Here is a 26,365-nt window from a genome sequence, read left to right as displayed (position 1 = left end):
CGGAACCCCGAAACAACCCCTAGGTGGCGGTAAGGTTTGCCGGCACCCAGGGCGCGTCCTTAGCCAATGCCGCGCCCAGTGTTATCAAATTGTTGTGTAATAGCTATTTCGCTGGGCTATGTAGCTGCAGCGCCGAAATTTTTGCGACGCAGATAAATTGCTTTAAGTCAAGCTGATCTTGCTTAGTTATTATAAATTAACTGCGCAATATTGTTCGGCTTGCCTACCAACAAGCTCGACGGAAGCATGCTGTTTTACGTAGCTTCGACCCAATCCCTGCATTCCTCCACTACCACAACCGAGTTATGAACATCCGCAAACTACTCGTCGCGAACCGCGGTGAAATTGCGATTCGCGTGCTGCGCGCCGCCACCGAGCTAGGCATCCAGACCGTCGCGATTTACACCTACGAGGACCGCTACTCGTTGCACCGCTACAAGGCCGACGAGGCCTACCAGGTGGGCCGCGACGAGGACCCGCTGAAGCCCTACCTCGACATTGAGGAGATACTGCGGGTGGCCAAAGCCAACGGCGTCGATGCCATTCACCCCGGCTACGGTTTCCTGTCGGAAAACGCCACTTTTGCCCGGCGCTGCGGCGAAGAAGGTATTACGTTTGTGGGGCCGCGCCCCGAGGTAATGGAAGCCCTAGGTGATAAAGTGCGCGCCAAGGAAGTGGCCGTGCGCTGCCAGGTGCCCATCATTGAAAGCAGCCAGCAGCCCCTCACCAGCTACGAGGTAGCCCGCGACGAAGCCCACCAAATTGGCTACCCCGTGATGCTGAAAGCGGCGGCCGGTGGCGGTGGCCGCGGCATGCGCGTAATTCGCGACGACGAGCAGCTGGAGAAAGGCTTTTTTGAGGCCCGCAACGAAGCCAAAAAGGCGTTCGGCGACGACACCGTGTTCCTCGAGAAGTTTGTGGAGCGCCCCAAGCACATTGAGGTGCAGCTGGTGGCCGATACCCACGGCAACATCATTCACTTGTACGAGCGCGACTGCTCGGTGCAGCGCCGTTACCAGAAGGTGGTCGAAGTGGCCCCCTCGCTGAACCTGCCCGACCACATGCGCCACCTGCTCTACGAGTACTCGCTGCGCCTAGGTAAAGCGGTAGGCTACAACAACGTGGGCACCGTGGAGTTCTTGGTGAACCCCGAGCACGACCGCATCTACTTCATCGAGGTAAACCCCCGCATTCAGGTAGAGCACACCGTAACCGAAATGATTACGGGCATCGACCTGATCAAAACGCAGCTGCACATTGCCGACGGGCGCCGCCTTTCGGACCCCGAAATTGGCCTGGGCCCCGATGTGAAGCCGCTGAAAATCGGCTACGCCATTCAGTGCCGCATCACCACCGAAGACCCCGAAAACGACTTCAAGCCCGACTACGGCACCATCGTGGCGTACCGCTCGGCCGGTGGTTTCGGCATCCGCCTCGACCAAGGCTCGGTGTACCAGGGCGTAAAGATTTCGCCCTTCTTCGACTCGCTCCTGGTGAAGGTGTCGGCCCACGCGCCCACGCTCGAAGGTGCCGCCCAAAAGATGCAGCGCACCCTCGACGAGTTCCGGGTACGCGGCGTGCGCACCAACATTCAGTTTCTGCAGAACATCATTGCCCACCCCGAGTTTGTGGCCGGGCAAGCCAACGTCGACTTCATCAAAGACCACCAGGAGCTGTTCAAGTTTAAGCCGCGCCTCGACCGCGGCACGCGCCTGCTCGAGTTCCTGGGTGATTTGATTGTGAACGGCAACGCCGACGTAAAAGGCCACGTCGACCCGAAGAAGGAGCTGCCCAAACCCAAGCTGCCGCAAGTAAATCACGTTGCGGGCTGGCAGGCAGCGTCGGGCTCGTTTCAGCCCAACAACGAACCCGGCTGGGCCATTACCCCGCCGCTTTCGGCCGTGCCCCCCGGCACTAAGCAGCGCCTCACCGACCTAGGGCCCGAAGGCTTTGCGCAATGGCTGCGCCAGGATCCGCTCATTCACTACACCGACACCACCTTCCGCGACGCGCACCAGAGCCTGCTGGCTACGCGCATGCGCAGCTTCGATATGCTGAAGGTGGCCGACCGCTACGCCCGCCAGCACCCGCAAACCTTCTCGCTCGAGTGCTGGGGCGGCGCCACCTTCGATGTGGCCATGCGTTTTCTGAAAGAAGACCCCTGGGACCGACTGGCCAAGATTCGCGAAGCCGTGCCCAATATTCTGCTGCAGATGCTCATCCGCGGGGCCAACGGCGTGGGCTATAAAGCCTACCCCGATAACCTGACGGAGCGCTTTGTGCAGCAAGCCTGGGAAACCGGCGTCGATGTGTTCCGCATCTTCGATTCGCTGAACTGGATGAAGGGCATGGAGGCCTGCATCGGCTTCGTGCGCAACAAAACCCAAGGCCTAGCCGAAGCCGCCATTTGCTACACCGGCGACATCCTCGACCCCAAGCGCAACCACAAGTACAACCTTGAGTACTACCTGCGCCTGGCCAAGCAAATCGAAGACGCCGGTGCGCACATCCTGTGCATCAAGGACATGGCGGGCCTGCTGAAGCCCTACGCCGCCACCGAGCTCATCACGGCGCTGCGCGAAACCGTGAGCATGCCCATTCACCTGCACACCCACGATACCTCGTCGTTGCAGCCGGCCACTTACCTGAAGGCCGTAGAAGCCGGCGTGGATGTAATCGACGTTGCCATCGGTTCCCTTTCGGGCCTTACCTCGCAGCCCAACTTCAACTCGGTGGTGGAGATGCTGCGCGGCACCGAGCGCCACCGCGAGTTCGACCAGCACAGCCTCAACGAGTTCTCGAACTACTTCGAAACCGTACGCGACTACTACTACCCGTTTGAGTCGGGCCTGAAGGCGGGTACTTCGGAAGTATTCCAGCACGAAATTCCCGGCGGGCAGTACTCCAACCTGCGCCCGCAGGCGGCGGGCCTGGGCTTGCTCGATAAGTTTGAGCTCATCAAGCAAACCTTCGCCGAAGTAAACGAGCTGTTCGGCGACATCGTGAAGGTGACGCCCTCGTCGAAGGTAGTGGGCGACATGGCTTTGTTCCTGGTGTCGAACAACCTCACCACCGAAGATGTGCTCACGAAAGGCCACACCATCAGCTTCCCCGAGTCGGTGCGCGAGCTGTTCCGCGGCGACATCGGGCAGCCCGAAGGCGGCTGGCCCCACGAGCTTCAAAAGATTATTCTGAAGGACGAAAAGCCCTTCACCGACCGCCCCAACGAGCACCTCAAGCCCATCGACTTCGACAAGGAGTGGGCGCGGTTTCAGGAGAAGTTTGGCCCCGGTGCCCGCTTCACCGATCTGCTCTCGTGGCTGCTCTACCCGAAAGTGTTCGAGCAGTACTGGAAGCACCTGCAGCAGTACGGCGACGTTTCGGTGGTGCCCACGCGGGTGTTCTTCTACGGCCTTAAACCGGGCGAAGAAACCATCATCGACATCGCCCGCGGCAAGAGCATTATCGTGCGCCTGCAGTCGGTGGGTACCGTTAACGACGACGGCTGCCGCACCATCTTCTTCACCCTGAATGGCCAGACGCGCAACCTCGAAATCCGCGACCGGTCGGTGGAGGTAAAAACCGTATCGAACCCCAAAGCCGACAAAGCCAACCCGCGCCAGATTGGCGCGCCGCTGCAAGGCCTGCTCTCGAAGGTGCTGGTTGAAAGCGGCCAGAAAGTAAAGCGCAACACGCCGCTGTTCATCATCGAGGCCATGAAGATGGAAACCACCATTACGGCCCCCGCCGATGCCAGCGTGCAGCTGGTAAACCTGAACGAAGGCACCCTGGTGAATGCTGATGATTTGGTGCTTACATTGGGCGAGAACTAAGCTACCATTACCCGCACCACTACCATGAAACGATTGTTGATTGGTTTGTTAGCCACGGCAGCCTTGCCCGCTATGGCGCAAACGAACCCCACCGTACTCTCGGGCCAAGCCGCCAACGACAATCTTGCGGCCGCCGGGCGCTTGGGCGCCTACGGAATGGCCGTGGCCTACGATAATCGCTACGTGGGCATGAAGGGTACTCCCTACACGGTACCGCGCTGGCTGCCAGGCGTGGTGTACATGCGCCGGGGCGTGCAGGCCTCCGATTTGCCCATGAAGTACGATGCCTTCGGCCAGCGGCTTTTGGCATTGCGGCCGAGCAAGGATTCAATCATGATTGATCTGAGCCAGGTAGACCGGTTTATGCTGCGCGAAACAGGCCCCAACGGACCGGTAGAGCACTGGTACCAGCGCTTGGCCAACCCACCGGTGGTGATTAAAGATGCGTTTGTGGAGGTGCTCTACGCCCGGCCCGAAGGGCAATACGCGCTCTACAAGCTGCCGCGTAAAGTGTTCATCAAGAATGACATGAACCAAGCTTACGGTTCGGGTCGCGACTACAACGAACTGCAGGATGCAACCGAGCTTTATCTGAAACTGCCTGATGGAAAATTGGCCCGTATCAGCAAGCCCGGCAGCAAACAGCTCGAAACCGTATTATCCAAAAGCGAGGCCGAACGTTTTCGAAGCCTGAAGCTGACTGTTAGGAATGAAGACGAACTGCGCAAAGCCGTTGCGCAGCTCGACGCCAAGTAGGCTGCGTTTTCGCCTACCAACAACGAGGGCGCCCCAATCGGGGCGCCCTCGTTGTTGGTAGGCCGTGCATAGGTGCCTGCTGGTTACTGCGGCAACCGCACGCTTACGCCGCCGCCAAAGCTGGTGCTGCTGGGCCCCGTAAGGGTTCGGCCGGCGGTTACATCGAGGCGCAGGCCGGGCAGGGGGCGCCAGTTAAGGCCCGCGGTGGTGCCGTACTGGTAGCTGCCGCGCCCGGTGCCGTAGCCCTCGGCAAAAAAGCCGAACCGCTTACCTAGGGGGCCGTTTAGGGCCAGCGTGTACAGAAACTGCCCTTGCTTGGTATCGGCAGCCCGGAAACCGCTTTGGCTGAACCCCAGGTTGGCTTCTAGCCCGTAGCGCCGCCCGATTTGTTGCGATACCAGCGCCCGGGCTGCGGCCAGGGGCTTGGCTAAATGCAGGCTTTGGTCGCCGGTTTTGGGCAGGGTAAGCTCCGTCAGAAACACCACCTGCGAGCGGGCATCCTGTCGCGTCGAGGCCAGCCATTTGGCACCTAGGGTAAGCGGGGCCAGGCCGTACGCCGCTACCGGCGCGCCCTCCCGGGTGGGCCGGGGCTGTTGGTGCACGTAGGCTTGCGCAAGCCGCAACTCCATGTGGTTGAAAAACCCGACGCGCAGCAGCCCCAACGAACGGGTGGTGCCCAGGCCCGCGCCAGGCACGAGGCGCTGGGTACCGGCCTCCACCTGAAACTGGCCGGGCCGCAGCATGCTGGTGGTTACGGTTTGGCCGGGGCGGTCGGGCCGGAGGTTGCGCACGAAGGGCGCATCGAGGTTGTCGTGCGTTTCGGGGCTTTGGGCGTGCAGGTGGCCCGAGGCGCCCAACAGCAACGCGCCGGCGAGCAGTGGCAAGGTGGTCTTACGCATTCACCCCCGACAGCCAAAGCCGGAGCAGAGTTCAAGAATGCGACTCCAGAACACTTATTCAGGATAATCAATAAACCCAAGTAAGATTCTTTTGACTTATTTCAGGCTCAACTGGCTTTGAGGTTTGCCAGGGCGTGCCATTGGCCTGCGCCTGGCCTTGGCCGGGCTCAACAAAATTGCCGCGCTATGAAATGGAAAACTACGCATTGGTTGCTGGCCCTGTGCCTGCTCGCGAATGCCGGAAACGCTTAAGCACAACTATCCCTTACTGCCCCGGCCGATACCGTTTCGCCGTGGCGCACCAAGCTGAAGGGTTCGCTCAACTTCAGCCAGGCGCTGCTTTCCGACAACTGGAAGGGCGGCGGGGTTAGCTTTTTGGGGCTGAACGCCTTGCTCAACACGCAGGCCAACTACCGCGTGGGCCGCAACAGCTGGGATAACCAGGCCGATTTGCTTTTTGCGTTTGCCCAGAACAAAGGGCAGGGTTACCGCAAAAACCTCGACCGCTTGTTCCTCGATACCAAATACGGCTACAGCATCAGCTCCGACTGGGACCTGTTTGCCTCGCTGAACTTGCTCACGCAATTCGCCCCCGGCTACGAGTACAGCAAAGATGCCTCCGGCAACGAGCGGGCCCGGTTCGTGTCGTCGTGGTTTGCGCCGGCTTTCATCACGGCGTCGTACGGCTTCGAGTACCACCCAACCACCTACTTTAAGCTGCGCCTCTCGCCGTTTTCGCCGCGCATCACCATCGTCGACGACCCCGGGCGCTTTGTGGCAGGCGTGGGCGAAACCCCCTACGGAGTGCGCCCGCCCCGCCAGGTGCGCTACGAAATACTGGCGCTGCAGGTACTCTCGGAGTTCGATAAGCAAATCATGGAAAACGTGACCCTGAAAGGCCGCTACCTGCTGTTTGCCAACTACGAAAAGCTGAATTGGCGCCAAATCGACCACCGGCTCGATTTGGCTGTAACCGCAAAAGTGAACCGCTACATCAACGTGGCCATAACCGGGATTGGCCTCTACGATTACGATCAGGACAAAAAGATTCAGGCCAGCCAAACGCTGTCGTTGGGCTTTTTGTACACTTTCCAGAACTACACCGAGCAAAAGTAGTAGCCGCTGACCTAGGTACTAACAGGCGGAGATACCTAGGCCAGCAGCTACGCCGTGCTAATGCATGGAATGCGTTTCCGATTTGGTGGCGAAGCGGTTTAGGATAAACTCCGCGTCTTCGGCAATGCCCTCGCGTAGGCGCAGCACGGCGGCATCTTGCCACTGCCGCAGGGCAAAGGGGTCGGCGCGGCGGCTTTCAATCCGATCGGGGTGGCTGCTGAGCCACTGTTGCACGTAGGCGCGGGCTTGTTTCTCATCCAGGTTTTCCATGGGTAAGCCAAAGCAGGGAAGGGGTTGCTCGGGCAGGTATTAAGTTACCTTCTGGCGGGTTTAAAGTCCAGTGGGGTGTGGCTGATAATCGTCAGGTATTCAGCTGTATTTGCGCATGTTGCTGCCTTGCCGCTGCCTTGCCGCTGCCTAGGTGCCCTAGGTGGCCCAAAAGCAAAACAACCCGGCACAAGGCTGTGCCGGGTTGTTGATTATTGCAGATTAAAGGGGGCGTTAGCGCTGGCGCCCGCGGCGGTCGTCCGTATCGTGGTGGCCGCGGCCTTGCTCGCGGTTGCGGTCGTCGTTGCGGCGGTACTCATCGTCGTGGCCACGGTTGGTACGGTTGCGGCTGTTGTCGTCGTAGAGCGAACTGGAGTAGTCGTTGCCGTAGCCGAACTCCTGGCGGCTGCTGCGGTCGTCTTGGTCGCCGCGGCGATTGTCGCGGTCCTCGTAGCCGCTGTAGCCGCGCCGGTCTTCGTAGCCGCTGCGTTCGTTGTTGCCACCGCGGTTGTCTTGGTCGTAGCCCCCGGCGTAGGGGCTGTGGCCGCGGCCGGCAAACCCACGCGAGTACTGGTCGCGGCCCCGCGAGGCCTCGTTGCCCCGCACGCGGGCATCGTCCTGGTTGTAGTCGCGCGGGGTTATGCCACCGGGGCGCTGGTGCTGGTAGTGCACATACCCAGGCGCATCGTCCTGCCGGGTGGCATACTGCCGCTGGTCGTTATCGTCGGGGTAGCCGCGAAATTGGGCGTTGTCGCGGGTGTAGTACTGAAACTCGCCGCGCTGCTGCGCGGCCCGGCCGTAGCTGCGGCCCGGGCCTAGGTCGAAGTTGCCCGACGTGCGGCGCCGGTCATCTTCGTCCTCGTAGCGGCCGCGGGTGTTGCGGTAATCCTGCTCCCGGTGCTGGTCGTGGCCGGGGCGTGTCTGGTCGCCTTGGTTGCGGCCCTGGTTGTTTTGGCCGTAAGCACCTATGCTGCCCGACGAGGCGTACGAGCTGCGCCCCGACTCGCCTTCGCGGCTGTGGCCGTAGTTGCGCTGTTCGTAGGTGTCGTCGGGTTGGCGGCTACCGCGGCGGTTATCGTTGTGTTCGTATTGGTTGCGGCCGCGCTCGTCGAAGTCGTCGGTCCGAAGCTTTTGGTGATGAGCCATGGGTGCGAATGGGTTTTGGTTGGTCCATTCTTTTACCCCGTCGTAACGCAGTGGGTTACGGATAATTGCAAGCCCAACAGTTAGTTAGGGGTTGCTTACCTGGGCCGAATCGGGCTCCAGCGCAAGCTGCAGATCAGCCGAAAACCGGGCCCGGAAAAGCGCATCGTCGGCCAGCTCAGGATGCTCCAGAAAAAAGGCATCGGCCAGCAAATCGGCCGTTTCGTCGGGCGGCAACATTTCCCATAGCACCGTCGGAAAGCGGCGCTTCCAACGCTCTTCGCCCGTAGCCTGGCAGCCGAGTACTACCACCAGGTAGCCCGGGCCGTAGTCGATGCGGACAGAGATGGGGGAGGCCATAGCGCGCGAGCGTTTGCAGGAGTGTAAATAACGCACAAACAGCAGTTCATTGCCCCTCAACTGTAAAAACTTAACATGCACCTAGGGCTACAAGCTACCCCAGCCAGGCGTGGTGCCTTGGGGCGTACCGCTGCGTTGTGTTAGCTGGGCAAGTTGCTTGTCATCAGTGTTTAAGCTGGTTTTATTTGCCTGAAATGAGCGCGCGAAATGGCTGCCCGGCCCGTGGCCCAACGAATGCCCGTTGGTAAGCGCGGCCTTGGGGCACGTGTGCGAAAAAGCCGGCGCTGGGCCGGCTTTTTGATGAGAAGCGCAATGGGGTTAATCGTCTTCGTAATCCAGCCCCAGCAGCTGGTTCAGGGCTTGTTGCAGCTCGGAGGCGGCGTGCATCTGGCCGGCCCGGCGGGCTACCACCAGGCCCGTTCGAAAAATTTGTTCGGCTTCCGAAGCCTCGGCCAACTGCTGCTTTAGCTTACCTGCGTGGTAGTAAGTGCCCACGTAGTCAGGGTGTTCGGCGAGGAGCTTCTGGTAAAACTGCCAGGCGGCATCGGTATTGCCAGCCGAACGGTATTCGGTAGCAATAGCGTATACAGTGAACGGGTCGTTCGGATCTTCTTCGTAGAAAGCCAGCAATTGCTGGAGGCGGCTCGGCGAGGTTTCCATCGGCAGGATTTTCCAGTATCTTCGGCCCGAAATTAGGGGCTTCCCCGCATCTTTTGACTTATAAGCAGACCTGATGAAGTTCCTCGTTTGCATCAGCAACGTTCCCGACACCACCACCAAAATCACGTTCACGCCCGATAACAAGGAGCTGAATAAGGCTGGCGTTCAGTTTGTGATTAACCCTTGGGATGAATACGCCCTGACCCGCGCCATCGAGCTCAAGGAACAACTCGGCGGCACCGTTACGGTACTCAACGTAGGGGAGGCTGATACGGAGCCCAATATCCGCAAGGCCCTCGCCATTGGCGCCGACGACGCCATTCGCGTAAACGCCAAGCCCACCGATGCTTTCTTCGTGGCGCAGCAAATTGCTGCCGTAGCCAAAGACGGTGGCTACGACGTCATCCTGATGGGCAAAGAAAGCATCGATTACAACGGCTTTCAGGTGCACGGCATGGTAGGCGAGCTGCTCGGTGTTCCGACGGTGGCCCCGGCCATGAAGCTGGACATGAACGGCACTTCCGCCACGCTGGAGCGCGAAATCGAAGGCGGCAAAGAAATCGTGGAGGTGCAGGCACCGTTCGTGGTTTCGTGCCAGGAGCCGATGTGCGAACCCCGCATTCCGAACATGCGCGGCATCATGACGGCCCGTACCAAGCCGCTGAAAGTGGTGGAAGCTACCGGCCAGGGTGCTGCTACCGAAGTGGTAGAGTACGCGCTGCCGCCCAAAAAGCAAGGCGTAAAGCTCATCGATGCCGACAACGCCGGCGAGCTGATTCGGTTGCTGCGCAACGAAGCCAAGGTAATCTAACAAGTTTAAGAGTTTGTGGGTTAGCCAGTTAGTGAGTTGCTTTTGCCCCGCCGAAGCAACCTGCCAACAACCGCCGCTGCCTGCACCACTCAGCACTCTTAAACTCTTCCACTCTTAAACTCGAAAGACTGTGTCTGTACTCGTAGTAGTAGAATGCGATAAGGGCGAAGTAAAAAAGTCTTCGCTCGAAGTAGCCTCGTACGGGGCGCAAGTAGCCCAGGCCCTAGGTACCACCGCTACGGCCATTGCCGTGGGCGAGGCCTCGGAAGCCAGCCTGGCCAAGCTCGGTGAGCAAGGCATCGGCAAGGTGCTGTACGACAACGATGCCCGCCTGAAAGAATTTGTAAACGGTGCCTACACCAAGCTGATTGCTACTGCCGCCGAGCAGGAGCAGGCGCAGGTAATCGTGCTGGCCAACAGCAACATTGGCACCTCGGTAGGCTCGCGCCTGGCCGTACGCCTGCAAGCCAGCCTGGCCACCAACGTGGTGGAGCTGCCGCGCGTAGAGGGCGGTAAGTTCACGGTGAAGCGCGGTGCCTACTCGGGCAAGGCTTTCTCCGACGTGGTGCTGGTAAACGACCGCAAAATCATTGCGGTGAAGAAGAACAGCATCGAAGCGCAGCAGAGCGCCGGCCAAACCGCTCAGGTGCAGTCGTTCTCGGCCCAGCTGGCCGATGCCGATTTTGCCGATGCGCCCAAACAGGTGATCATGCAGGAGCAAACCGGCGGTGTGCCGCTGCCCGAAGCCGACAAGGTAGTATCGGGTGGCCGGGGCATGAAGGGCCCGGAAAACTGGCACCTCATCGAAGAGCTGGCCAAGGCCCTGGGAGCTGCCACGGCGTGCTCCAAGCCGGTGTCGGACGTAGACTGGCGCCCTCACCACGAGCACGTAGGGCAGACCGGCATCACAGTATCGCCGAACCTCTATATTGCTTGCGGCATTTCGGGTGCTATTCAGCACCTTGCGGGTGTCAATTCCTCCAAAGTCATTGTCGTTATCAACAAAGACCCCGAGGCTCCGTTCTTTAAAGCTGCCGATTATGGCATCGTGGGCGACGTTTTCGACGTATTGCCCAAGCTGACCCAGGCGGTTAAGGAACTGAATGGGTAATGTGCCAGCGTGCCAATGTGGGTGATGGGCTAATGCTTTAAGATTGATTTTCAGTCGTTAGCGCACCAGCACATTCCCACATTGGCACGAGCAGCACATTTTCACATTAGCACCTTCCTTCTCCCACTCCGTGAAGAAAATCCAGCTCGAAATACTGGGCTTGTCGTCTAGCCAGTCGCAGTCGGGGTCGTTTGCTCTGATTCTGGGCGAGCGGCACGGCAACCGGCGCCTGCCCATCATCATCGGCATGTTCGAAGCGCAGAGCATTGCCATCCAGATCGAGAAAATAAACCCGAACCGCCCGCTCACGCACGATCTGTTCAAGTCGTTTGCCGAGCAGGTACACGTGAGCATCCTCGAGGTGCTTATTTCCGACCTGAAAGAGGGCGTGTTCTACTCCAAAATCGTGTGCACCGACGGTGCCACTACGTTTGAGCTGGACTCGCGGCCTTCCGACGCCATTGCCATTGGCTTGCGCTTCGGGGTGCCGATTTACACCGTCGAAAGCGTGATGAGCGAAGCCGGTATCATCCTGTCGGACCTTGATGAAAGCGCCGAATCGGATGACGACGACGATGACGACGACGAAGAAACCAGCAGCACCCGCACCGAGGTAGCCGAAACCCGGGAACCCAGCGGGCAGGTGTCGCTCGACGAATTGACCAAGATGCTGGCCCAGGCCCTGGAGCGCGAAGACTACGAGAAAGCGGCGAAAATCCGCGACGAGTTGAACAAGCGCAACGGGGGCAAAGAATAGCCTCTGAACGTTTTATTGCCACAGCGGCCCGCTTCCTGCCCCGGAAGCGGGCCGCTGTGTTTTGGGGTGCCCTAGCCTTAGGGCGCGCCCTAGGTGAAGCATAGTTACTCGGCCGCGCCAGGGCCCGGCCAGCGGTTTTGTTGCCTGGGTGAGTTGCCGCCCGTGGCACACCTGAGGGTAATTGCCTAGAATTGCGACTTCGTTTACCAGCTACTTTCCAAGAATCAAGATGTCTGCCCCCGAAACCGCTGCCGCCGACCAGGACCTGCGCTATCCGATTGGCCACTATACCTTGCCCGAGCAGCCCCTAACGGCCGATGAGCGCGCCGTGTACATTCAGCAGCTGATGGCACTGCCAACGGAGCTGCGCCAGGCGCTGGATGGCCTCAACGGCCTGCAGTTTGATACGCCTTACCGCCCGGGTGGCTGGTCGGTGCGGCAGGTGCTGCACCACGTGCCCGACTCGCACCTCAACAGCTACATGCGCTTCCGGCTGGCGCTTACCGAAGACAACCCCACCATCAAGCCCTACGACGAAGCCGGCTGGGCCGAGCTGCCCGACATAGCCATTGTGCCGCCCGATGTGTCGCTGATTCTGCTGGATGCGCTGCACGCCCGCTGGGTAGTGCTGCTGAGCCAGCTCACCGACGAGCAATGGCTACGCACGTGGTACCACCCCGGCATGCAGCAAACCATTCGCCTCGATCAGGCCTTGGTGATGTATGCCTGGCACGGCCGCCACCATGTAGCGCACATTACCAGCCTGCGCAAGCGCATGGGCTGGTAGCAGGTCCGTAGCTCCTTGTAAGCAAGCGGGGCCGGCGAACCTAGAAAGGTTTGCCGGCCCCGCTTGTTGTTTAATGCTGCGCTTTAACGGGGCAACACCTATTCGCCCTGAATCGGCTCGCCGACGGAAGTTTCGATGGTGCCGCCTTCCTGCTCTACTTTTTTGGCGGCCCGCACGAGGCTGCTGCTGAAGATAAAGTCCTTGAGCTCGGGTACTTGCGCGTTCAGGATTTCGTCCTTGGTGCCGTCCCACAGCTTCAGGCCCTTGTGCAGGAACACGATATGGTCGCCGATTTCCACCACCGAGTTCATGTCGTGGGTGATGATAACGGTGGTGATGCCGTACTCGTGGGTGATTTCGTAGATCAGCTCGTCGATTTTGATGCTCGTGAGCGGGTCGAGGCCGGAATTGGGCTCGTCGCAGAACAGGTAGGTGCAGTTGGGCGCGATGGCGCGGGCAATGCCCACGCGTTTTTTCATGCCGCCCGATAGCTCGGACGGCATTTTGGGGCCGGCGTTTTCGAGCCCTACGCGCTTGAGGCAAAACTCCACCCGGTCGCGGCGCTCTTCCTTGCTCATGTCGGGCGTGAGCATCTGCAGCGGAAATTCCACGTTCTCGAACACGTTCATCGAGTCGAACAGGGCCGAGGCCTGAAACAGCATTCCGATCTGTTTCCGGATTTCCTGCCGGATTTCGATTTTGTTGTTCGTGAAGATGGTGCCGTCGAAGGTAATGGAGCCGAGGTCGGGCTTAAGCAAGCCCACGATGCACTTGAGCAGCACCGATTTGCCCGTGCCCGAGCCCCCCAGCACCAAGTTGCACTTGCCCGTTTCGAAGGTGCAGGTGATGCCCCGGAGGATGGGCGTATCGCCGAAGTTTTTATGTACGTTATGAATTTCGATCATGGCAGGCAGGGCCTAGGTATTGGTTGGTCGGGGCGTAGTGGCAGCGGGTAAATGGCCTGATGCCTAAGTCTCCAAGACCTAAAACCTATTACAGGAGCGTTTGGGCCAGCACGTAATCGGCCAGCAAAATGGCGATGATGGAGTGCGTAACGGCCGTGGTGCTGCTGGCGCCCACCTCCAGCGCGCCGCCTTCGGTGAAGAAGCCGCGGTAGGCCGAGATGGACGAAACCAGAAACGCAAAAACCACCGACTTGATGAGGGCGAAGGTGATGTTGTATGGTATGAAATCGGCCCGGATACCCTCGATATACTCCTGCGCCGACAAAGCCCCCGACAGCGTGCCGGCCAGATAACCACCTAGGATAGACAGCACCATAGCCAGAATCACCAGCATGGGGAAGGTGATGATGGCGCCCAGAATGCGCGGAAATACCAGGTAAGAGGTTGAGTTAATGCCCATTACCTCCAGGGCGTCGATCTGCTCGGTGATACGCATCGTACCGAGGCCGCCGGCAATGCTGGAGCCTACTTTGCCCGCCAGCACAATGCTGGTGATGGTGGGGGCAAGCTCCAGAATCGTCATTTCGCGCACCATAAAGCCGATTGTCGACTTTGGGATAAGCGGATTGGTGAGGTTGTAGGCAATTTGCACGCACGTAACCGCCCCGATAAACGCGGCCACGATGCTGACGATAAATACCGAATCGATGCCGATGTTCACGGCTTCGTCGAGGGTGCGGTTCCAGAGCACGCGCAGGCGCTCCTTGCGAACGAGCATGCTCTGCAGGAAAAGCAGATATTGGCCGAAAACTTTGACCATAAACTTAGGCTGTCAAAAAAATGAAGAGCAACGTGCCCCTGACGCGGCACGCTTCCCGCTCACATACGTACGAACGGCGAAACAATCTTACGGCTTATGCAGAAAACAATTGTAGTGACGGGTGGCACGAAAGGCATCGGAAGGGCAATTTTGGTCCGATTTGCCGAAGCAGGCTTTCAGTTGGTGACGTGCTCGCGCTCGGCCGACAGCCTCGACGAGCTGCGCGAGGATTTTCAGCAGCGCTTTCCGCACGTAAAACTCCACGCTCTGGCCGTTGATTTGAGCCGTACCAACGAGGCCCGCCGCTTCGTGGATTTTGTACTGGGCCTGGGTACTTCGGTGGATGTGCTGGTAAACAACGCGGGGTACTTTATTCCGGGGCGTTTGCAAGACGATGCCGCCGACGGCTCCACGATGCGCGAGATGCTGGCCGTAAACCTGCTCAGCGCCTACGACGTAACGCGTGGCCTGCTGCCGCACATGCTGGAGCAGGAGGGTGGGCATATTTTCACGATGTGCTCCACGGCCAGCATCACGGCCTACCCCAACGGCGGGGCCTACGGCGTGGCCAAATTTGCCCTCTACGGCATGACGAAAAACCTCCGCGAAGAGCTAAAGCACAGCAACCTGCGGGTAACGGCCATTTTGCCCGGCGCTACGCTCACGGCCAGTTGGGAAGGCGTTGATTTACCCGCCGAACGCTTTATGAAAGCCGAGGACGTTGCCGGAGCGGTATTTGGCGCCTACAGCCTCTCACCGCAAGCCGTAATCGAGGAAATCCTGATGCGCCCGCAACTGGGTGATATTTGATGCAATGATCAATGAGCAATGATCAATGAACAATTGGCGCAACCGGCGCAGTAGTCGGGCGTAGCCTCATTGCTCATTGCTCATTGCTCATTGCACTGCTACCGCTTTGCCTTTGCCGGTCACCTTCACATCCTTTTGCGCGGGCGGGCCGCTGTAGTACAGCGTGCCCGTGCCGGCCACTTCGGCACCCAGGAAATCGAGGGTGCGTACGTGGGCGTCGCCGTCGCTGAGTTTGTGGAGGTTCACGGAGGCGCGCTTGGTGGTCAGGTCGTTGGCAAACAAACGCCCCAGGTCGCCGACGGTAGCAATGAGCTCCTCCGACTGACCGCTGAGCTTCATGTCGCCCAACTCGTACAAATCAACCCACAAGTACTTGCTCTGGACGTTGAACTCCAGGTTGCCGGCGCGGGAGAGGTGCAGAAATAAAGTGTCCTGCCGAAAGGTGCCCTCGGTGCGCAGGGTCTTCTCGCCCACATGAAACACATCGGTGAGGCGCGGCACGTGCAGCCAAACCTGGCGCGGTACATCGTAGCGGCGTACCCAGTTGCAGCGGCTGGTGTTGCTGATGGTAAGCGTGCCGTCCTGCACTTTCAGTTTTAGGTCTTCTTGCAAATTGCGGCCCGTGCGCACCTCGGCGTAAGTTTCGGTGTCCTGCACCACGGTTACTTCTACGTTGTCGTAGAGGCGCAGCACATGAAAAGCGGGCAGCTCGCGCCGCTCGGTGGTTACGGAGCCGCTGCTCTTGAAACAGTCGCCTTCCTGGTCTTTGCGGCAACCTGGGAGCAGCAAAGGTGCCCCCAACAGCAGGGCCTTGGCTGCGTATGCCCTTACCCACGGCCGTGCTCTATCTTGCGCGGCTTTTACCAACGAGCTCAACACTTTTTCAACCAGAATACTATGGATCTGAACGGCAAGGTAGCCATTGTCACGGGCGTCAGCAAAGGTATTGGCCTGGCCACGGCGCAGTTGCTGCTGGCGCGCGGCGCCGTGGTGGCCGGCTGGGGCCGCCGCGCACCGGAAAATTTCACGCACGAGCGGTTTCAGTTTTTCGAGTGCGATGTGCGCAACGAGTTGTCGGTGCAGGAGGCCTTTACCAACACCCAGCGCGAGCTAGGGCAGGAGGTGACAGCGCTCGTGAACAACGCCGGCCTGGGCATTGCGGGCGAGGTAGATGGTTTTCGGTCGGAGGACTGGCACACCATGTTCGATACCAACGTGCACGGCACGTTTTACTGCACCAAAGCCGTGTTGCCGCAAATGCGCAAACAGCAGCTGGGCCATATTATTAATATTTCGTCGATTGCCGGCCTCAACGGCATCGAGATGATGGCGGGTTACTGCGCCACCAAGTACGCGGTGCGCGGCTTTTCGCACTCGTTATTTAAAGAAGTGCGCAAGGATGGCATCAAGGTAACTTGCCTTTACCCCGGCTCCACCCAAACCAACTTCTTCGACGACATCCCCGGCACCACGGCCAATCCCTCGATGATGCAACCCGAGGACATTGCCGGTGCCATTGTGTACGCCATCGAAACGCCGTTCAACTTCCATATTGTGGACATGGAAATGCGGCCCTTGCAGCCTAAGCGGGGCTAATGTACGATGCTCTGGATCTGGGCCTTATCGTGGGTGCTGCTGTGGTACAACCTGCGCCAATGGCGCCGGGCGCTGCCGGAACGCAGGCGGGTGCAGGCACTGTTTGTGCTTCTTGCCGCCGCATGGCTTGTGCTGTTGGGCTTGTGGGTTATCGTGCCTTTGGTTGCGTCGTGGATAGGGGAGGCCTCCTTGCATCGGCGCTAACTCCCTAGGTGCCTAATGCAGCAACGAGCAACTAATGCAGTACTTTCGCCCTTCCTATGGTTGAAATCCAACATTTGACCAAGCTTTTTGGTACCCAGGCCGCCGTCAACGACATCAGCTTTTCGGCGGGCCGCGGCGAAATCCTGGGTTTTCTGGGGCCCAACGGCGCCGGTAAAAGCACTACTATGAAGATTGCCACCGGCTACCTGCCGCCCAGCGCAGGTACGGTGCGCATCGCCGATTTCGACGTGGTGGAGCACCCCTTGGAGGTGCGCCGCCGCGTAGGCTACTTGCCCGAGCACAACCCGCTCTACCTCGATATGTACGTGCACGAGTACCTCGATTTTATCGGGCGGGTGCACGGCCTGGCGGGCGGTACGCTGCGCGAACGGGTGAAAGAGCTGGTAGCCCGCGTGGGCCTCACGCGCGAGCAGAACAAGCAAATCGGCGCCCTCTCCAAAGGCTACCGCCAGCGCGTGGGCTTGGCGCAGGCCTTGGTGCACGACCCGCAGGTGCTTATTCTCGACGAGCCCACCACCGGTCTCGACCCAAACCAGATTGGCGAGATTCGCCAACTTATCCGCGAGCTGGGCCAGGATAAAACCGTCATCTTCAGCACGCACATTTTGCCCGAAGTGCAAGCCCTTTGCGACCGGGTGGTTATCATCAGCCGCGGGCAGCTGGTGGCCGATTCGCCGGTGCGCGACCTAGGGGCTCTGGCCAAAGGCGAAACCATCATCCGCGCCGAGTTCGAAGGTGTTATCGACCCCACGCCATTGCGGCAGCTGCCGGGCATCAAAACTGTAGAGCAAGCCGCAGGCGGTGTATGGGTTATCCGCACCGATGGCCGCGGCGACCAGCGCCGCGCCATCTCGCAGCTGGCGGCCCAGCAAGGGTGGTTGCTCCTAGGTCTGCGGCAAGAAGAGCAGTCGTTGGAGCAGGTGTTTCAGCAGCTGACGACCTCGAACAATTCTAAATCATAAATGGAACGTCATTCCGAGCGAAGTCGAGGAATCTCGCGTGCTGATGTCAGATAGCATTCTTAATGAAGAAGATTACTATCCGGCGAGATGTCTCGACTGCGCTCGACATGACGAACTAGCTGAATCGATTGCCGAATCAGCGTAATCAAATAAATCAGCGTCAATCAGCGATTCATGTTCGCCGTCCTTCGCAAAGAATTCAACGCCTTCCTCAACTCGCCGGTAGCCTACGTGGTGCTGGGCGTGTTTCTGGTGGCTACGGGCCTGTTCGTGTGGGTATTTCCCGATAGCTCCGTGCTCGACTACGGCTTTGCCGATCTGCAAACGTTGTTCAATCTGGCCCCTTGGATCTTCCTGTTCCTGATTCCGGCCATTACCATGCGCACGTTTGCCGAGGAGAAAAAGGCTGGCACCATTGAGCTACTGCTGACCCGCCCGCTTACCGATGGGCAATTGGTGGGAGGGAAGTACCTGGCCTGTTTGCTGCTGGCTTTGCTGGCGCTGGTGCCCACGCTGCTGTACTACTACTCGGTGTACCAGCTCGGCTCGCCGGTGGGCAACATCGACTCGGCGGCGTTTGCTGGTTCGCTGATTGGCCTTGCGCTGCTCGCGGCCATCTTCGCGGCTATCGGCGTGTTGGCTTCGGCTCTCACCCGCGACCAAATCATTGCCTTTTTGGTGGCCGTGGTGGGGTGCTTTCTGGTTTACTCCGGCTTCGATTCGCTGGCCTCGTTGTTTGAAGGCTCCACGGCCTACTACATCGGCCAGCTGGGCATTGCCGCGCACTACCGCGACCTGAGCAAAGGCCTCGTCGACTCGCGCGACGTGCTGTATTTCCTTTCGGTGGTAGCGGGCATGTTGCTGGCTACGCGCCTCGTATTGCAAAGCCGTAACTGGTAACCTGCCGGACTCTCTGACGCATGGAAACAACTCCCGCCGCCACGCCCGCACCCGTTACCGCTGTTGCTCCGGCCTCGCGCAAGCAGCGCGATTTGCTGCGCTTCGGCTTGGTTATCCTAGGTCTGGTACTGCTCAACTTTATCGGGCAGCAGTTCTTCTTTCGCCTCGATTTAACCGAGGACAAACGCTACAGCATGTCGCCGGCCACGGAGCAGCTGCTGGAGCAAATGCCTGAGCCGGTAACCATTACGGTGTACCTGGCCGGCGACTTTCCGACCGCGTTCCGGCGCTTGTCGCAAGCCACGCGCGAAACCCTCGACGAAATGCAGGTGCACGCCGGCACCAAGCTGCGCTACGTGTTCGTCGACCCCTCGGCCGCTACTTCCGAAGCCGACCGCCAGAAGGAGTACCAGCGCCTCATTCAGAAAGGCCTGAACCCAACCAACCTAGGGGCCAACGAAAACGGCAAGCGCGTCGAGAAGATCATCTTTCCGTGGGCTACCGTAACGGTGGGCAGCCGCGAAGAAAACGTGCTGCTGCTGCGCGGCAACCAGGCCGCCCCGCCCGATGTGCGCCTCAACCAAAGCATCGAAGGCCTGGAATACGAGCTGGCCAGTGCTATTCGCCGTCTGGAGCCCGGCCAGCGCAAGCTCATCGGCATTGTCGAAGGCCACGGCGAGCCCGACAACGCGCAGCTCTACGACCTGATTGCCACTTTGCAGCGCGACCACAACGTGTACCGCATCGACCTGAACAAGGTAACCGAGCAGAACATGAAGTCGCTCGCGGCGGTGATTGTGGCCAAGCCCGAGCGCCCGTACACCGAGCCCGAGAAGTACAAGCTCGATAAGTTCATCACCGAAGGCGGCCGGGCGCTGTTTTTCGTGGATGCCATGCGCGTGAACCTCGACAGCGCCAACCGCGGCGGCATGCTCTCGTTTCCGCTCGATCTGAACCTCACGGACCTGCTGTTCACGTACGGCGCGCGCGTCAACGGCGACCTGATTCTGGACATCAACTCCGGCCTGATTCCGTTGGTAACGGGCATGACGGGCAACAAGCCCAACGTAGAGCCCATGCCGTGGCAGTTTTACCCCATCGTGAATGGCTACACCCCGCACCCCATCGTGCGCAACCTCGATGCGGTGTACCTGAAGTTCGTGAGCACCATTGATACGGTTAAGGCCAAGGGCATCCGCAAAACGCCGCTGATGTATACCTCGCGCTACACCCGCGTGCTGCCCGCGCCCGTACCCATCAACCTGAACGATGCGCGCCTGCCCGCCGACCCCAAGCTGTACACCAGCGGGCCAAAGCCCGTGGGCTACCTGCTCGAAGGGCAGTTCCGGTCGTTGTTTGCCAACCGCGCCCAGCCCGGTACCACCCAATTTGTGCCCGCGCAAAGCGCGCAAGCCAAGCCGAGCAAAATCGTGCTGGTGTCGGATGGCGACTTTGTGCGCAACGATGTGGACCCCAAAACCGGCCGCCCCGTGCCCCTGGGCTTCGACCGCCTGGCTACCACCCGCTTTGCCAACCGCGAGCTGGTGCAGAACGCCGTGGATTACCTGCTCGACGAAACCGGTCTGATTTCGGTGCGCGGCAAGGAAATCACGCTGCGCCCGCTCGATAAAGTGAAAGTAAACTCCGAAAAGAGCAAATGGCAGCTGCTGAACCTGGGCGTTCCGCTAGCCTTGCTCGCCGCGTTTGGGCTGGTGCGCGCCTGGTTGCGTAAGCGTAAGTACGCCTCGTTTGCCACCGAATAGACCTAGGTAAGTTAAGCCGGTTGCTTTAGCGTGGGCCTTCGGGTGCGTCCTCGGGGGCGGTGCCCAGCAGCGCGGCCAGGTTCTCCACCAATTCGCGCAAGCGCTCAACCTGTTCTTTCAGTACCCGAATCTGCTCGGCCGATGAGGTGTGCTCGACCGCGGCTTGGTTAAGGGCAAACTGCCGGATTTCGTCGTTGAAGTACTGACCCAGGGTTTTGCCCAACTGCCGGGCGGCCAGCTCCAGGGCGTCGCGGGTTTCGCGCTCCACACCCCGCACCGACCAGGTTACCGGCACCGCACCTAGGCGGGGCGGCCGCCCCACCCGGCTGTTGCTCGTACTAAGATTATTGGCAGATGCGGCCGTTGGCGGTTGCACATCTGTAATACTTTCTCCTATTTTTGTATTACCTAAACTCGTTTGTGCTTCCAAATTGCCTTGTTCATCGGGGCGCTCGTTGAAGTCGGGCGGCAATGGGTCAGCGGAAGTCGCACGTGGGCTTGAGCTCATGGTAAGTACGTCTTGGGGTTGACAGCTCATAGGTACGTACGGCCCAGGCGGGCTTCTGGTCGTAATGTCAGGTTCGAAATAGGTTTTACGCGGCCAAAATACGCGCTTCTTTGCTGCCAGTGTTCGATTCAATTAGCCAAGACTTGTTTTTTGACTTCAACCTGCAGACGCTCACGGCTGAATTGCTGTGCGTAGCCTGGCGGGTAGTGGGAATGCGCAGCGGTAACCGGCCCGAGCCGGGCTGGACGGACGCCGAACAGGTGCGCCTGAGCCCCGATGGCGTGCACCTGGCCATGCCAAATAATACCGAGCTGGCGGGCACATGGGCCATGGAGCGCAGTAGCCTAGTTAGCCAGCCCTACCTTGTGCTTGAGCTTGCCCATGGCACTTCCTATGCGTTAATTACCCGTATGCGCCGTAGCCACGACGGCGCCCGACGCTTGCTCACGTTGTATTTTCAGTCGGGGCTCGAAATTGAGCTAACCCATCCTTAACCCTGCCGCCTCCGAAGCCACCTAGCCATATGCGTACTGAACAACCCGATCCGGTTGCCGAACTATCCCGCCTCGAGTCGGTACTAGAGGCGGCTGGGGTAGGAATTTGGCAAATGGAACTGCCGAGCCGCGAGTTGTCGTGGTCGGCCCGGTGCAAACTGCTCTACGGCTTGCCTGTCGATCAGCCCGTAACGCTGCCTGATCTGTACAATGCTATTCACCCCGACGACCGCGCCGGTGTAGAGCAAGCCATTGAGGCCGTGCTGAAACCCGGCAGCTCGGGGCGCTACTTCAAAGAGTACCGCGTAATATGGCCCGACGGTGCCGTGCGCTGGATACGCTCAACCGGCCGCACGCGCCGCCACCCCGATACCGGCCTGCCCGTGCGTTTCGAGGGCATCAGCCGCGATGTAACCGAGCCGCAGCAAGAGGCGCTGCAGTTGCAGCGTCAAGCGCAGGAATACCTGTTTCTGGCCGAAAACGTGTCGGAAATCCTGTGGATGGCCCGGCCCGACGGCGGCGTTACGTACTTCAATCAGCGCTGGATGGCCTACACCGGCCAAACGCTGCAACAGGCGCAGGAGTGGGGCTGGGAGCCCGTTATTCACCCCGATGATCTGCCCCGCTGCCTCGAGCGTTGGACCAACTCCCTGCGCACCCAGCAACTCTACGAGGTGGAGTACCGCTTTCGGCGCCACGATGGCGAGTACCGCTGGTACCTGGGGCGGGCGCTGCCCATGTGCGATGCCAACGGCAACGTGCTTAAGTGGTTTGGTACCTGCACCGACATTCACGAGCAAAAACAGACCGAGCAGCTGCTGCGCGCCCGCGAAGACGAGTTGCAGCGCGCTTACCAGGATCTGGAGAGCAAAGTAACCTTCCGGAACCTGGAGCTGGAGCGCCTGCTGCGTGAGCAAGCCAACCGCATTGCTGCCCTGGAAGCGCAGCTAGGTGCCGGCTCGGCGGCGGCGGTGCCCTCGGCCTAAGTACCTAGGTGCCAAACCACGCGGGGCGCCCTGGCACTTGCTGCCAGGGCGCCCCGCGTGGTTTGGCACCTAGGGAAGAGGTTACAAATACAAAGCCTCGCGGCGCACAAACGTACTCAGCAGGGCATGCAGCGAACCGGGGCCATCGGTAGGTTGCGGGGCCAGGTACGCATCGGCCAGGGGGTTGCGGTAGCCGGCCAGCTGCGCGTACTCGGCCGGGTCGATGGCCTGAAAGCCCATCGACCAATCCGAAAAGTTGCGCTGCTCCACCGGGCCATCGGCCAGCCGAATAATGTTGTGGTGGCGGCAATCCTGGCTGATGCGTTTAAAGATGTAAAGCACCTCGTCGGCCGGGCCTTCCAGCACCTGCAATATCTGGCCGTGGCTGTAAAGCAACATGCCGGTTAGCTCGTGCGCGGCGTTCCACGCGCGCGATTGCCGCAGCAGCAACTGCAGCTCCTGCTCGCTTAGCTCGTGGGTAGCCAGGCTTTGGTATACCAGGTGATAAAGTACGGGTTGGCTCATGCTGAAAACACAATGGGCTTGGGTTGCCGGCAAACAACCAAAAAGGAGAAAAAGGTGGGGTTAGTGGGCTACACAAGATAGGGCCATTTTTACCGCCATCCGCCAGCAAGAGCACATTCGCCAGCGCAGGCTTATAGGCCTTTTCATATGTTCGGTGGCCTTTTACCGCGGTAAACTTCCGAAGGTTGGCATATTGTCGAGGTTATTTTGTTTCCTTGTCATACATTAAGCCTCATCGGTGCCTTTGGGGAGTAACATTACCTGCGAAAAACGATTGCAGGCGGTGTTTTTACTTTCTGAAAACTCCCCGCGGGCTTCCTATCTTTGCTCTCTACTGTCAGAACCCTTCCCAAACCCCTGTATGAAGTTCATCGTCTCGTCTTCGGCGTTGCTTAAGCAGCTCCAGAGCATTAATGGTGTCGTCACGAACAACCCCGTGGTGCCCATCCTAGAGAACTTTCTGTTTGAAATTGAGAACGGGAAGCTGACCATTACCGCCTCCGATCTGGAGACGAGCATGATTACCGAGCTGCCGGTGGAGGCCCGCGAAAGCGGCCGCATTGCCGCGCCGGCCCGCATTCTGCTCGATACCCTGAAGAACCTGCCCGATCAGCCGGTTACCTTCACCATCGATGAGGAAACCTACGGCATCGAAATCGCCTCGGCCAACGGGCGCTACAAGCTGGCGGGCGAAAACGCCACCGATTTTCCGCGCGTGCCGGTCGTAAAGGGCTCGGCCCCCGTCGAGATGCCTTCGCAGGCGCTGCAGCGCGCCATCAACAAAACCATTTTCGCCGTTAGCACCGACGAGCTGCGCCCCGCCATGACGGGCATTCTGGTGCAGCTGGCCGATGGGCAGGTAACCTTTGTGGCCACCGATGGCCACCGCCTGCTGCGCTACCGCCGCCAGGATGTAAACCCCGGTCAAACGGCCAACATCATCATTCCGCGCAAGGCCTTTAATCTGCTGAAAGGTGCTCTGCCCTCCGAGGCAACCACCGTGCGCGTGGAGTTCAACCAGTCGAACGCTTTCTTCTCGTTCAACCAGATGCGCCTCGTGTGCCGCCTGATTGACGAGCGGTACCCCGATTACGAGAACGTTATTCCGGTTTCGAACCCCAACAAGCTCATCATCGACCGCGGCCAGTTCCTGAACTCGGTGAAGCGAATCGCCATCTACTCGAACAAAACCACGCACCAGGTGCGCCTGCGCCTGGCCGGTTCGGAAATGACGATTTCGGCCGAAGACCTAGACTTCTCGAACGAAGCCAACGAAAAACTGCCTTGCCAGTACGACGGCGAGGACATGGAAATTGGCTTTAACGCCCGCTTCCTGATCGAAATGCTCTCGAACATCGATTCCGAGGAAATTACCCTGGAGCTGAGCACCCCCAACCGCGCCGGTTTGCTGATGCCTACCCTCGCCGACGACAACGAGAACATCCTGATGCTCGTGATGCCGGTGATGCTCAACAACTACGTGTAACCGCACGCAAGCACTGCATCTGTCATCCTGAGGCATTAGCCAAAGGACCCTCTCACGTCGGATAGTAACTATCCAACCCCGGGTTGTTCGGGCGTGATAAGGTCCTTCGCTTGGGCTCAGGATGACAGCCGTTTTTTACCCGCCACTTACCAGACGACTTTCAACCGTCTTTTTACCATGAAGAAATCCGAAATCCGGTTCAGCATCGCCCTCGACGACCAGAAAATCCCGGAAGCCATCAGCTGGAGCGCTACCGATGCCGGCGCCGATATTCATTTCGCCAAGGCCATGAACGTCAGCATCTGGGACCGGGAGCAGCAGGGCACCATGAAGATTGACCTCTGGACCAAGGAAATGCCCGTGAACGAGATGAAGCGCTTTTACGTGGATATGATCGGTTCGCTGGCCGAAAGCATCGTGGCCGCCACCAACGACGAGTACATGGGTGCCAAACTACGCGCCCTAGGTCGGGAGCTGGCCCAGCACGTGGAGCAAGAGGAGCGCAACCAAAAGTAAGCGCCTGCCGCCCTAGGTGGTTTAAGAAAAAAGCCCGCCCGGCAGTTGCCGGGCGGGCTTTTTGTAAGCTAGCACTAACAGTTAACGGCCGCGCGGGGCAGGCTTGCTGTCGTCTTTGGTTTGCGAAATGGTAGCGCCTTTGGCGCTGGCCGGCAGCGGGTTTTGCACGGCTTTCACCAGCATGATATCGGTGGCCTGGGCGGCGTAGTCCTTGTCGTACTTGTAGTACACGGGGCGGCGGCCGTAGTAGTCGCTGTATTGCTCGGTGGTGAGCACGGCGCGCAACTCCTGGTCACGCTCGCGACACACGCCCTGGCACTGCTCGTCAATCAGCTTACTGTTGCCGGCGTAGCGCGTTTCGATGGCAGCCATTTTGGCCACCTTGTCGTCGTTGATGGCGCGGAGCTTGGTGGTCTGGTAGTTATTCAGGCGCAACTCGCGGGCCATTTGGTTGGATAACCGCTCGGCGCGTTGCTGCACGGCAGCGTTCTTTTTGGGCGAAGGTTGCTGCGCCTGCGCACCGAGTGCCATACCCGATGCCAGCACAGCCGTTGCAATCATCTTGATGGTAGTCATGGCAAGTATTATTGAGGGCCGAAGCCGCTGAAACAAAGTTTGGGCCGCCGAAGCAACCAACGCTACTTTCTAACGAAAAAGTGTGCCAGGCAGTTCGGCATTCGTCGGCAAACTAGCAAAAACAGAACCGGCTGACCCTTGCTACATACGCGCAAAAGGCCAGCCGGTTAAGAATCAGCTAGTTGCTTAGAATTTGTTCATCCACATCATCGACTCCACGGGCTTGTCGGTGCGCTGGTTGTACTTGGCGTTGGGCTTGCGGTTGTAGTAGTTCTGGATGGCGCCTTCCACCGCAAAGTAAATGAGCTGGCCGATGGGCATACCGCGGTAGATGCGCACGGGCTGCGTAACGCTGATTTCCAGCGTCCAGGTGTTCGAAAAACCTACGTCGCCTTTGCCGGCTGTGGCGTGGATGTCGATACCCAAGCGGCCCACTGAGCTTTTGCCTTCCAGGAACGGCACGTGGGCGTGGGTTTCGGTGTACTCTTCCGTTACGCCCAGGTATAGGGTTTCGGGGGTGAGCACAAAGCCTTCTTCCGGAATCTCAAACACATCAATCTGGTTGTGTTTGCGCGCGTCGAGCACGTGGTCGCGGTAAGTGGCCAGGTAGCGGCCCAGGTGCACATCGTAGGAGTTGGTGCCCAGGCAAGCGCGGTCGTAGGGTTCGATTACGATGGTGCCGCGCTCCATTTCGGCCAATATTTGCTCGTCGGTAAGAATCATGGGGAGAATTATGAATTAATAATTATGAATTAAAAATTAAGCGGATGACGCTTCTCGGGTCCACGATTAG

Annotated in this window: 28 protein-coding genes; 16 read left to right on the top strand and 12 right to left on the bottom strand. The window is 59.4% G+C overall.

The window, feature by feature from the left end; genetic code table 11:
- The first annotated feature begins 305 nt into the window (after window positions 1–305).
- Together OIS50_RS07565 and OIS50_RS07560 are read left to right on the top strand one after the other, a co-directional pair.
- A complete protein-coding gene (locus OIS50_RS07565; protein ID WP_264693704.1) occupies window positions 306–3,833 on the top strand; it encodes a pyruvate carboxylase in 3,528 nt (1,175 codons plus the stop codon).
- A 24-nt stretch (window positions 3,834–3,857) separates the two neighbouring features.
- Entirely contained in the window at window positions 3,858–4,589 is a 732-nt protein-coding gene (locus OIS50_RS07560; protein WP_264693703.1) for a hypothetical protein, read from the top strand.
- Between the two features lie 83 nt (window positions 4,590–4,672).
- Here OIS50_RS07560 and OIS50_RS07555 read toward each other — a convergent pair whose 3' ends face one another.
- On the bottom strand, window positions 4,673–5,488 hold the full coding sequence (locus OIS50_RS07555) for a transporter (RefSeq protein ID WP_264693702.1): 816 nt from the start codon (window positions 5,486–5,488) through the stop codon (window positions 4,673–4,675).
- A 306-nt stretch (window positions 5,489–5,794) separates the two neighbouring features.
- Here OIS50_RS07555 and OIS50_RS07550 point away from each other — a divergent pair, with 306 nt between their 5' ends.
- Entirely contained in the window at window positions 5,795–6,604 is an 810-nt protein-coding gene (locus tag OIS50_RS07550; protein ID WP_319805329.1) for a DUF3078 domain-containing protein, read from the top strand.
- 57 nt (window positions 6,605–6,661) lie between these two features.
- On the opposite strand, the gene OIS50_RS07545 is transcribed toward OIS50_RS07550, so the two are convergent.
- From OIS50_RS07545 to OIS50_RS07530, 4 genes are all read right to left on the bottom strand, one after another.
- Complete coding sequence (locus OIS50_RS07545; protein ID WP_264693701.1) at window positions 6,662–6,874, bottom strand: hypothetical protein; 213 nt, start codon at window positions 6,872–6,874, stop codon at window positions 6,662–6,664.
- Between the two features lie 231 nt (window positions 6,875–7,105).
- Complete coding sequence (locus OIS50_RS07540) at window positions 7,106–8,017, bottom strand: hypothetical protein (protein WP_264693700.1); 912 nt, start codon at window positions 8,015–8,017, stop codon at window positions 7,106–7,108.
- Window positions 8,018–8,101: 84 nt separating this feature from the next.
- Entirely contained in the window at window positions 8,102–8,374 is a 273-nt protein-coding gene (locus tag OIS50_RS07535; protein WP_264693699.1) for a hypothetical protein, read from the bottom strand.
- 318 nt (window positions 8,375–8,692) lie between these two features.
- On the bottom strand, window positions 8,693–9,034 hold the full coding sequence (locus tag OIS50_RS07530) for a tetratricopeptide repeat protein (RefSeq protein ID WP_264693698.1): 342 nt from the start codon (window positions 9,032–9,034) through the stop codon (window positions 8,693–8,695).
- Between the two features lie 73 nt (window positions 9,035–9,107).
- Between OIS50_RS07530 and OIS50_RS07525 the strand changes: the two genes are divergently transcribed.
- The 4 genes from OIS50_RS07525 (at window position 9,108) to OIS50_RS07510 (ending at window position 12,500) form a co-directional block, all read left to right on the top strand.
- The gene (locus OIS50_RS07525; protein WP_264693697.1) at window positions 9,108–9,845 is read left to right on the top strand and encodes an electron transfer flavoprotein subunit beta/FixA family protein; all 738 of its coding nucleotides are present in this window, start codon (window positions 9,108–9,110) and stop codon (window positions 9,843–9,845) included.
- Between the two features lie 130 nt (window positions 9,846–9,975).
- On the top strand, window positions 9,976–10,956 hold the full coding sequence (locus OIS50_RS07520; protein WP_264693696.1) for an electron transfer flavoprotein subunit alpha/FixB family protein: 981 nt from the start codon (window positions 9,976–9,978) through the stop codon (window positions 10,954–10,956).
- 130 nt (window positions 10,957–11,086) lie between these two features.
- Entirely contained in the window at window positions 11,087–11,713 is a 627-nt protein-coding gene (locus OIS50_RS07515) for a bifunctional nuclease family protein (RefSeq protein WP_264693695.1), read from the top strand.
- A 229-nt stretch (window positions 11,714–11,942) separates the two neighbouring features.
- Window positions 11,943–12,500 carry a YfiT family bacillithiol transferase gene (locus tag OIS50_RS07510; protein WP_264693694.1) on the top strand — a complete coding sequence of 186 codons (558 nt, stop codon included), beginning with the start codon at window positions 11,943–11,945 and terminating at the stop codon, window positions 12,498–12,500.
- A 98-nt stretch (window positions 12,501–12,598) separates the two neighbouring features.
- Here the strand turns inward: OIS50_RS07510 and OIS50_RS07505 are convergent, their stop codons facing one another.
- On the bottom strand, window positions 12,599–13,405 hold the full coding sequence (locus OIS50_RS07505) for an ABC transporter ATP-binding protein (protein ID WP_264693693.1): 807 nt from the start codon (window positions 13,403–13,405) through the stop codon (window positions 12,599–12,601).
- An 88-nt stretch (window positions 13,406–13,493) separates the two neighbouring features.
- Window positions 13,494–14,225 (bottom strand): MlaE family ABC transporter permease, encoded by a 732-nt coding sequence (locus OIS50_RS07500; RefSeq protein WP_264693692.1) that lies wholly within the window; start codon window positions 14,223–14,225, stop codon window positions 13,494–13,496.
- Between the two features lie 96 nt (window positions 14,226–14,321).
- On the opposite strand from OIS50_RS07500, the gene OIS50_RS07495 reads away from it, so the two are divergent.
- Entirely contained in the window at window positions 14,322–15,035 is a 714-nt protein-coding gene (locus OIS50_RS07495; protein ID WP_264693691.1) for an SDR family oxidoreductase, read from the top strand.
- An 87-nt stretch (window positions 15,036–15,122) separates the two neighbouring features.
- On the opposite strand, the gene OIS50_RS07490 is transcribed toward OIS50_RS07495, so the two are convergent.
- Window positions 15,123–15,824 (bottom strand): GIN domain-containing protein, encoded by a 702-nt coding sequence (locus OIS50_RS07490; RefSeq protein WP_264693690.1) that lies wholly within the window; start codon window positions 15,822–15,824, stop codon window positions 15,123–15,125.
- A 108-nt stretch (window positions 15,825–15,932) separates the two neighbouring features.
- Here OIS50_RS07490 and OIS50_RS07485 point away from each other — a divergent pair, with 108 nt between their 5' ends.
- From OIS50_RS07485 to gldG, 4 genes are all read left to right on the top strand, one after another.
- Window positions 15,933–16,631: an SDR family oxidoreductase gene (locus OIS50_RS07485; protein ID WP_264693689.1), complete on the top strand. Its 699-nt coding sequence runs from the start codon at window positions 15,933–15,935 to the stop codon at window positions 16,629–16,631.
- A gap of 260 nt (window positions 16,632–16,891) precedes the next feature.
- Window positions 16,892–17,818: a gliding motility-associated ABC transporter ATP-binding subunit GldA gene (gene gldA, locus OIS50_RS07480; protein WP_264693688.1), complete on the top strand. Its 927-nt coding sequence runs from the start codon at window positions 16,892–16,894 to the stop codon at window positions 17,816–17,818.
- A gap of 174 nt (window positions 17,819–17,992) precedes the next feature.
- Window positions 17,993–18,718, top strand: coding sequence for a gliding motility-associated ABC transporter permease subunit GldF (gene gldF / locus OIS50_RS07475; protein WP_059070980.1), 726 nt, complete (start codon window positions 17,993–17,995; stop codon window positions 18,716–18,718).
- A 20-nt stretch (window positions 18,719–18,738) separates the two neighbouring features.
- Complete coding sequence (gene gldG / locus OIS50_RS07470; protein ID WP_264693687.1) at window positions 18,739–20,481, top strand: gliding motility-associated ABC transporter substrate-binding protein GldG; 1,743 nt, start codon at window positions 18,739–18,741, stop codon at window positions 20,479–20,481.
- Between the two features lie 25 nt (window positions 20,482–20,506).
- Here the strand turns inward: gldG and OIS50_RS07465 are convergent, their stop codons facing one another.
- Entirely contained in the window at window positions 20,507–20,749 is a 243-nt protein-coding gene (locus tag OIS50_RS07465) for a hypothetical protein (protein WP_264693686.1), read from the bottom strand.
- Window positions 20,750–21,099: 350 nt separating this feature from the next.
- Between OIS50_RS07465 and OIS50_RS07460 the strand changes: the two genes are divergently transcribed.
- Together OIS50_RS07460 and OIS50_RS07455 are read left to right on the top strand one after the other, a co-directional pair.
- Window positions 21,100–21,483, top strand: coding sequence for a hypothetical protein (locus OIS50_RS07460; RefSeq protein ID WP_264693685.1), 384 nt, complete (start codon window positions 21,100–21,102; stop codon window positions 21,481–21,483).
- A 29-nt stretch (window positions 21,484–21,512) separates the two neighbouring features.
- Complete coding sequence (locus OIS50_RS07455; protein WP_264693684.1) at window positions 21,513–22,469, top strand: PAS domain-containing protein; 957 nt, start codon at window positions 21,513–21,515, stop codon at window positions 22,467–22,469.
- Between the two features lie 81 nt (window positions 22,470–22,550).
- On the opposite strand, the gene OIS50_RS07450 is transcribed toward OIS50_RS07455, so the two are convergent.
- The gene (locus tag OIS50_RS07450; RefSeq protein ID WP_264693683.1) at window positions 22,551–22,994 is read right to left on the bottom strand and encodes a BLUF domain-containing protein; all 444 of its coding nucleotides are present in this window, start codon (window positions 22,992–22,994) and stop codon (window positions 22,551–22,553) included.
- A 361-nt stretch (window positions 22,995–23,355) separates the two neighbouring features.
- Between OIS50_RS07450 and dnaN the strand changes: the two genes are divergently transcribed.
- A complete protein-coding gene (gene dnaN, locus OIS50_RS07445) occupies window positions 23,356–24,480 on the top strand; it encodes a DNA polymerase III subunit beta (protein ID WP_264693682.1) in 1,125 nt (374 codons plus the stop codon).
- Window positions 24,481–24,657: 177 nt separating this feature from the next.
- Window positions 24,658–24,996, top strand: coding sequence for a gliding motility protein GldC (gldC, locus tag OIS50_RS07440; RefSeq protein WP_119444300.1), 339 nt, complete (start codon window positions 24,658–24,660; stop codon window positions 24,994–24,996).
- 81 nt (window positions 24,997–25,077) lie between these two features.
- Here gldC and OIS50_RS07435 read toward each other — a convergent pair whose 3' ends face one another.
- Together OIS50_RS07435 and dcd are read right to left on the bottom strand one after the other, a co-directional pair.
- Window positions 25,078–25,572, bottom strand: a complete 495-nt coding sequence (locus OIS50_RS07435) for a hypothetical protein (protein WP_264693681.1) — start codon at window positions 25,570–25,572, stop codon at window positions 25,078–25,080.
- Window positions 25,573–25,758: 186 nt separating this feature from the next.
- Window positions 25,759–26,295, bottom strand: a complete 537-nt coding sequence (dcd, locus tag OIS50_RS07430; protein ID WP_119444298.1) for a dCTP deaminase — start codon at window positions 26,293–26,295, stop codon at window positions 25,759–25,761.
- Window positions 26,296–26,365 lie beyond the last annotated feature (70 nt).

Origin of the sequence: Hymenobacter sp. YIM 151858-1 (assembly GCF_025979705.1) — a bacterium.
Classification (GTDB): Bacteria; Bacteroidota; Bacteroidia; order Cytophagales; family Hymenobacteraceae; genus Solirubrum.
This window is presented reverse-complemented; position numbering and strand designations above follow the sequence as displayed.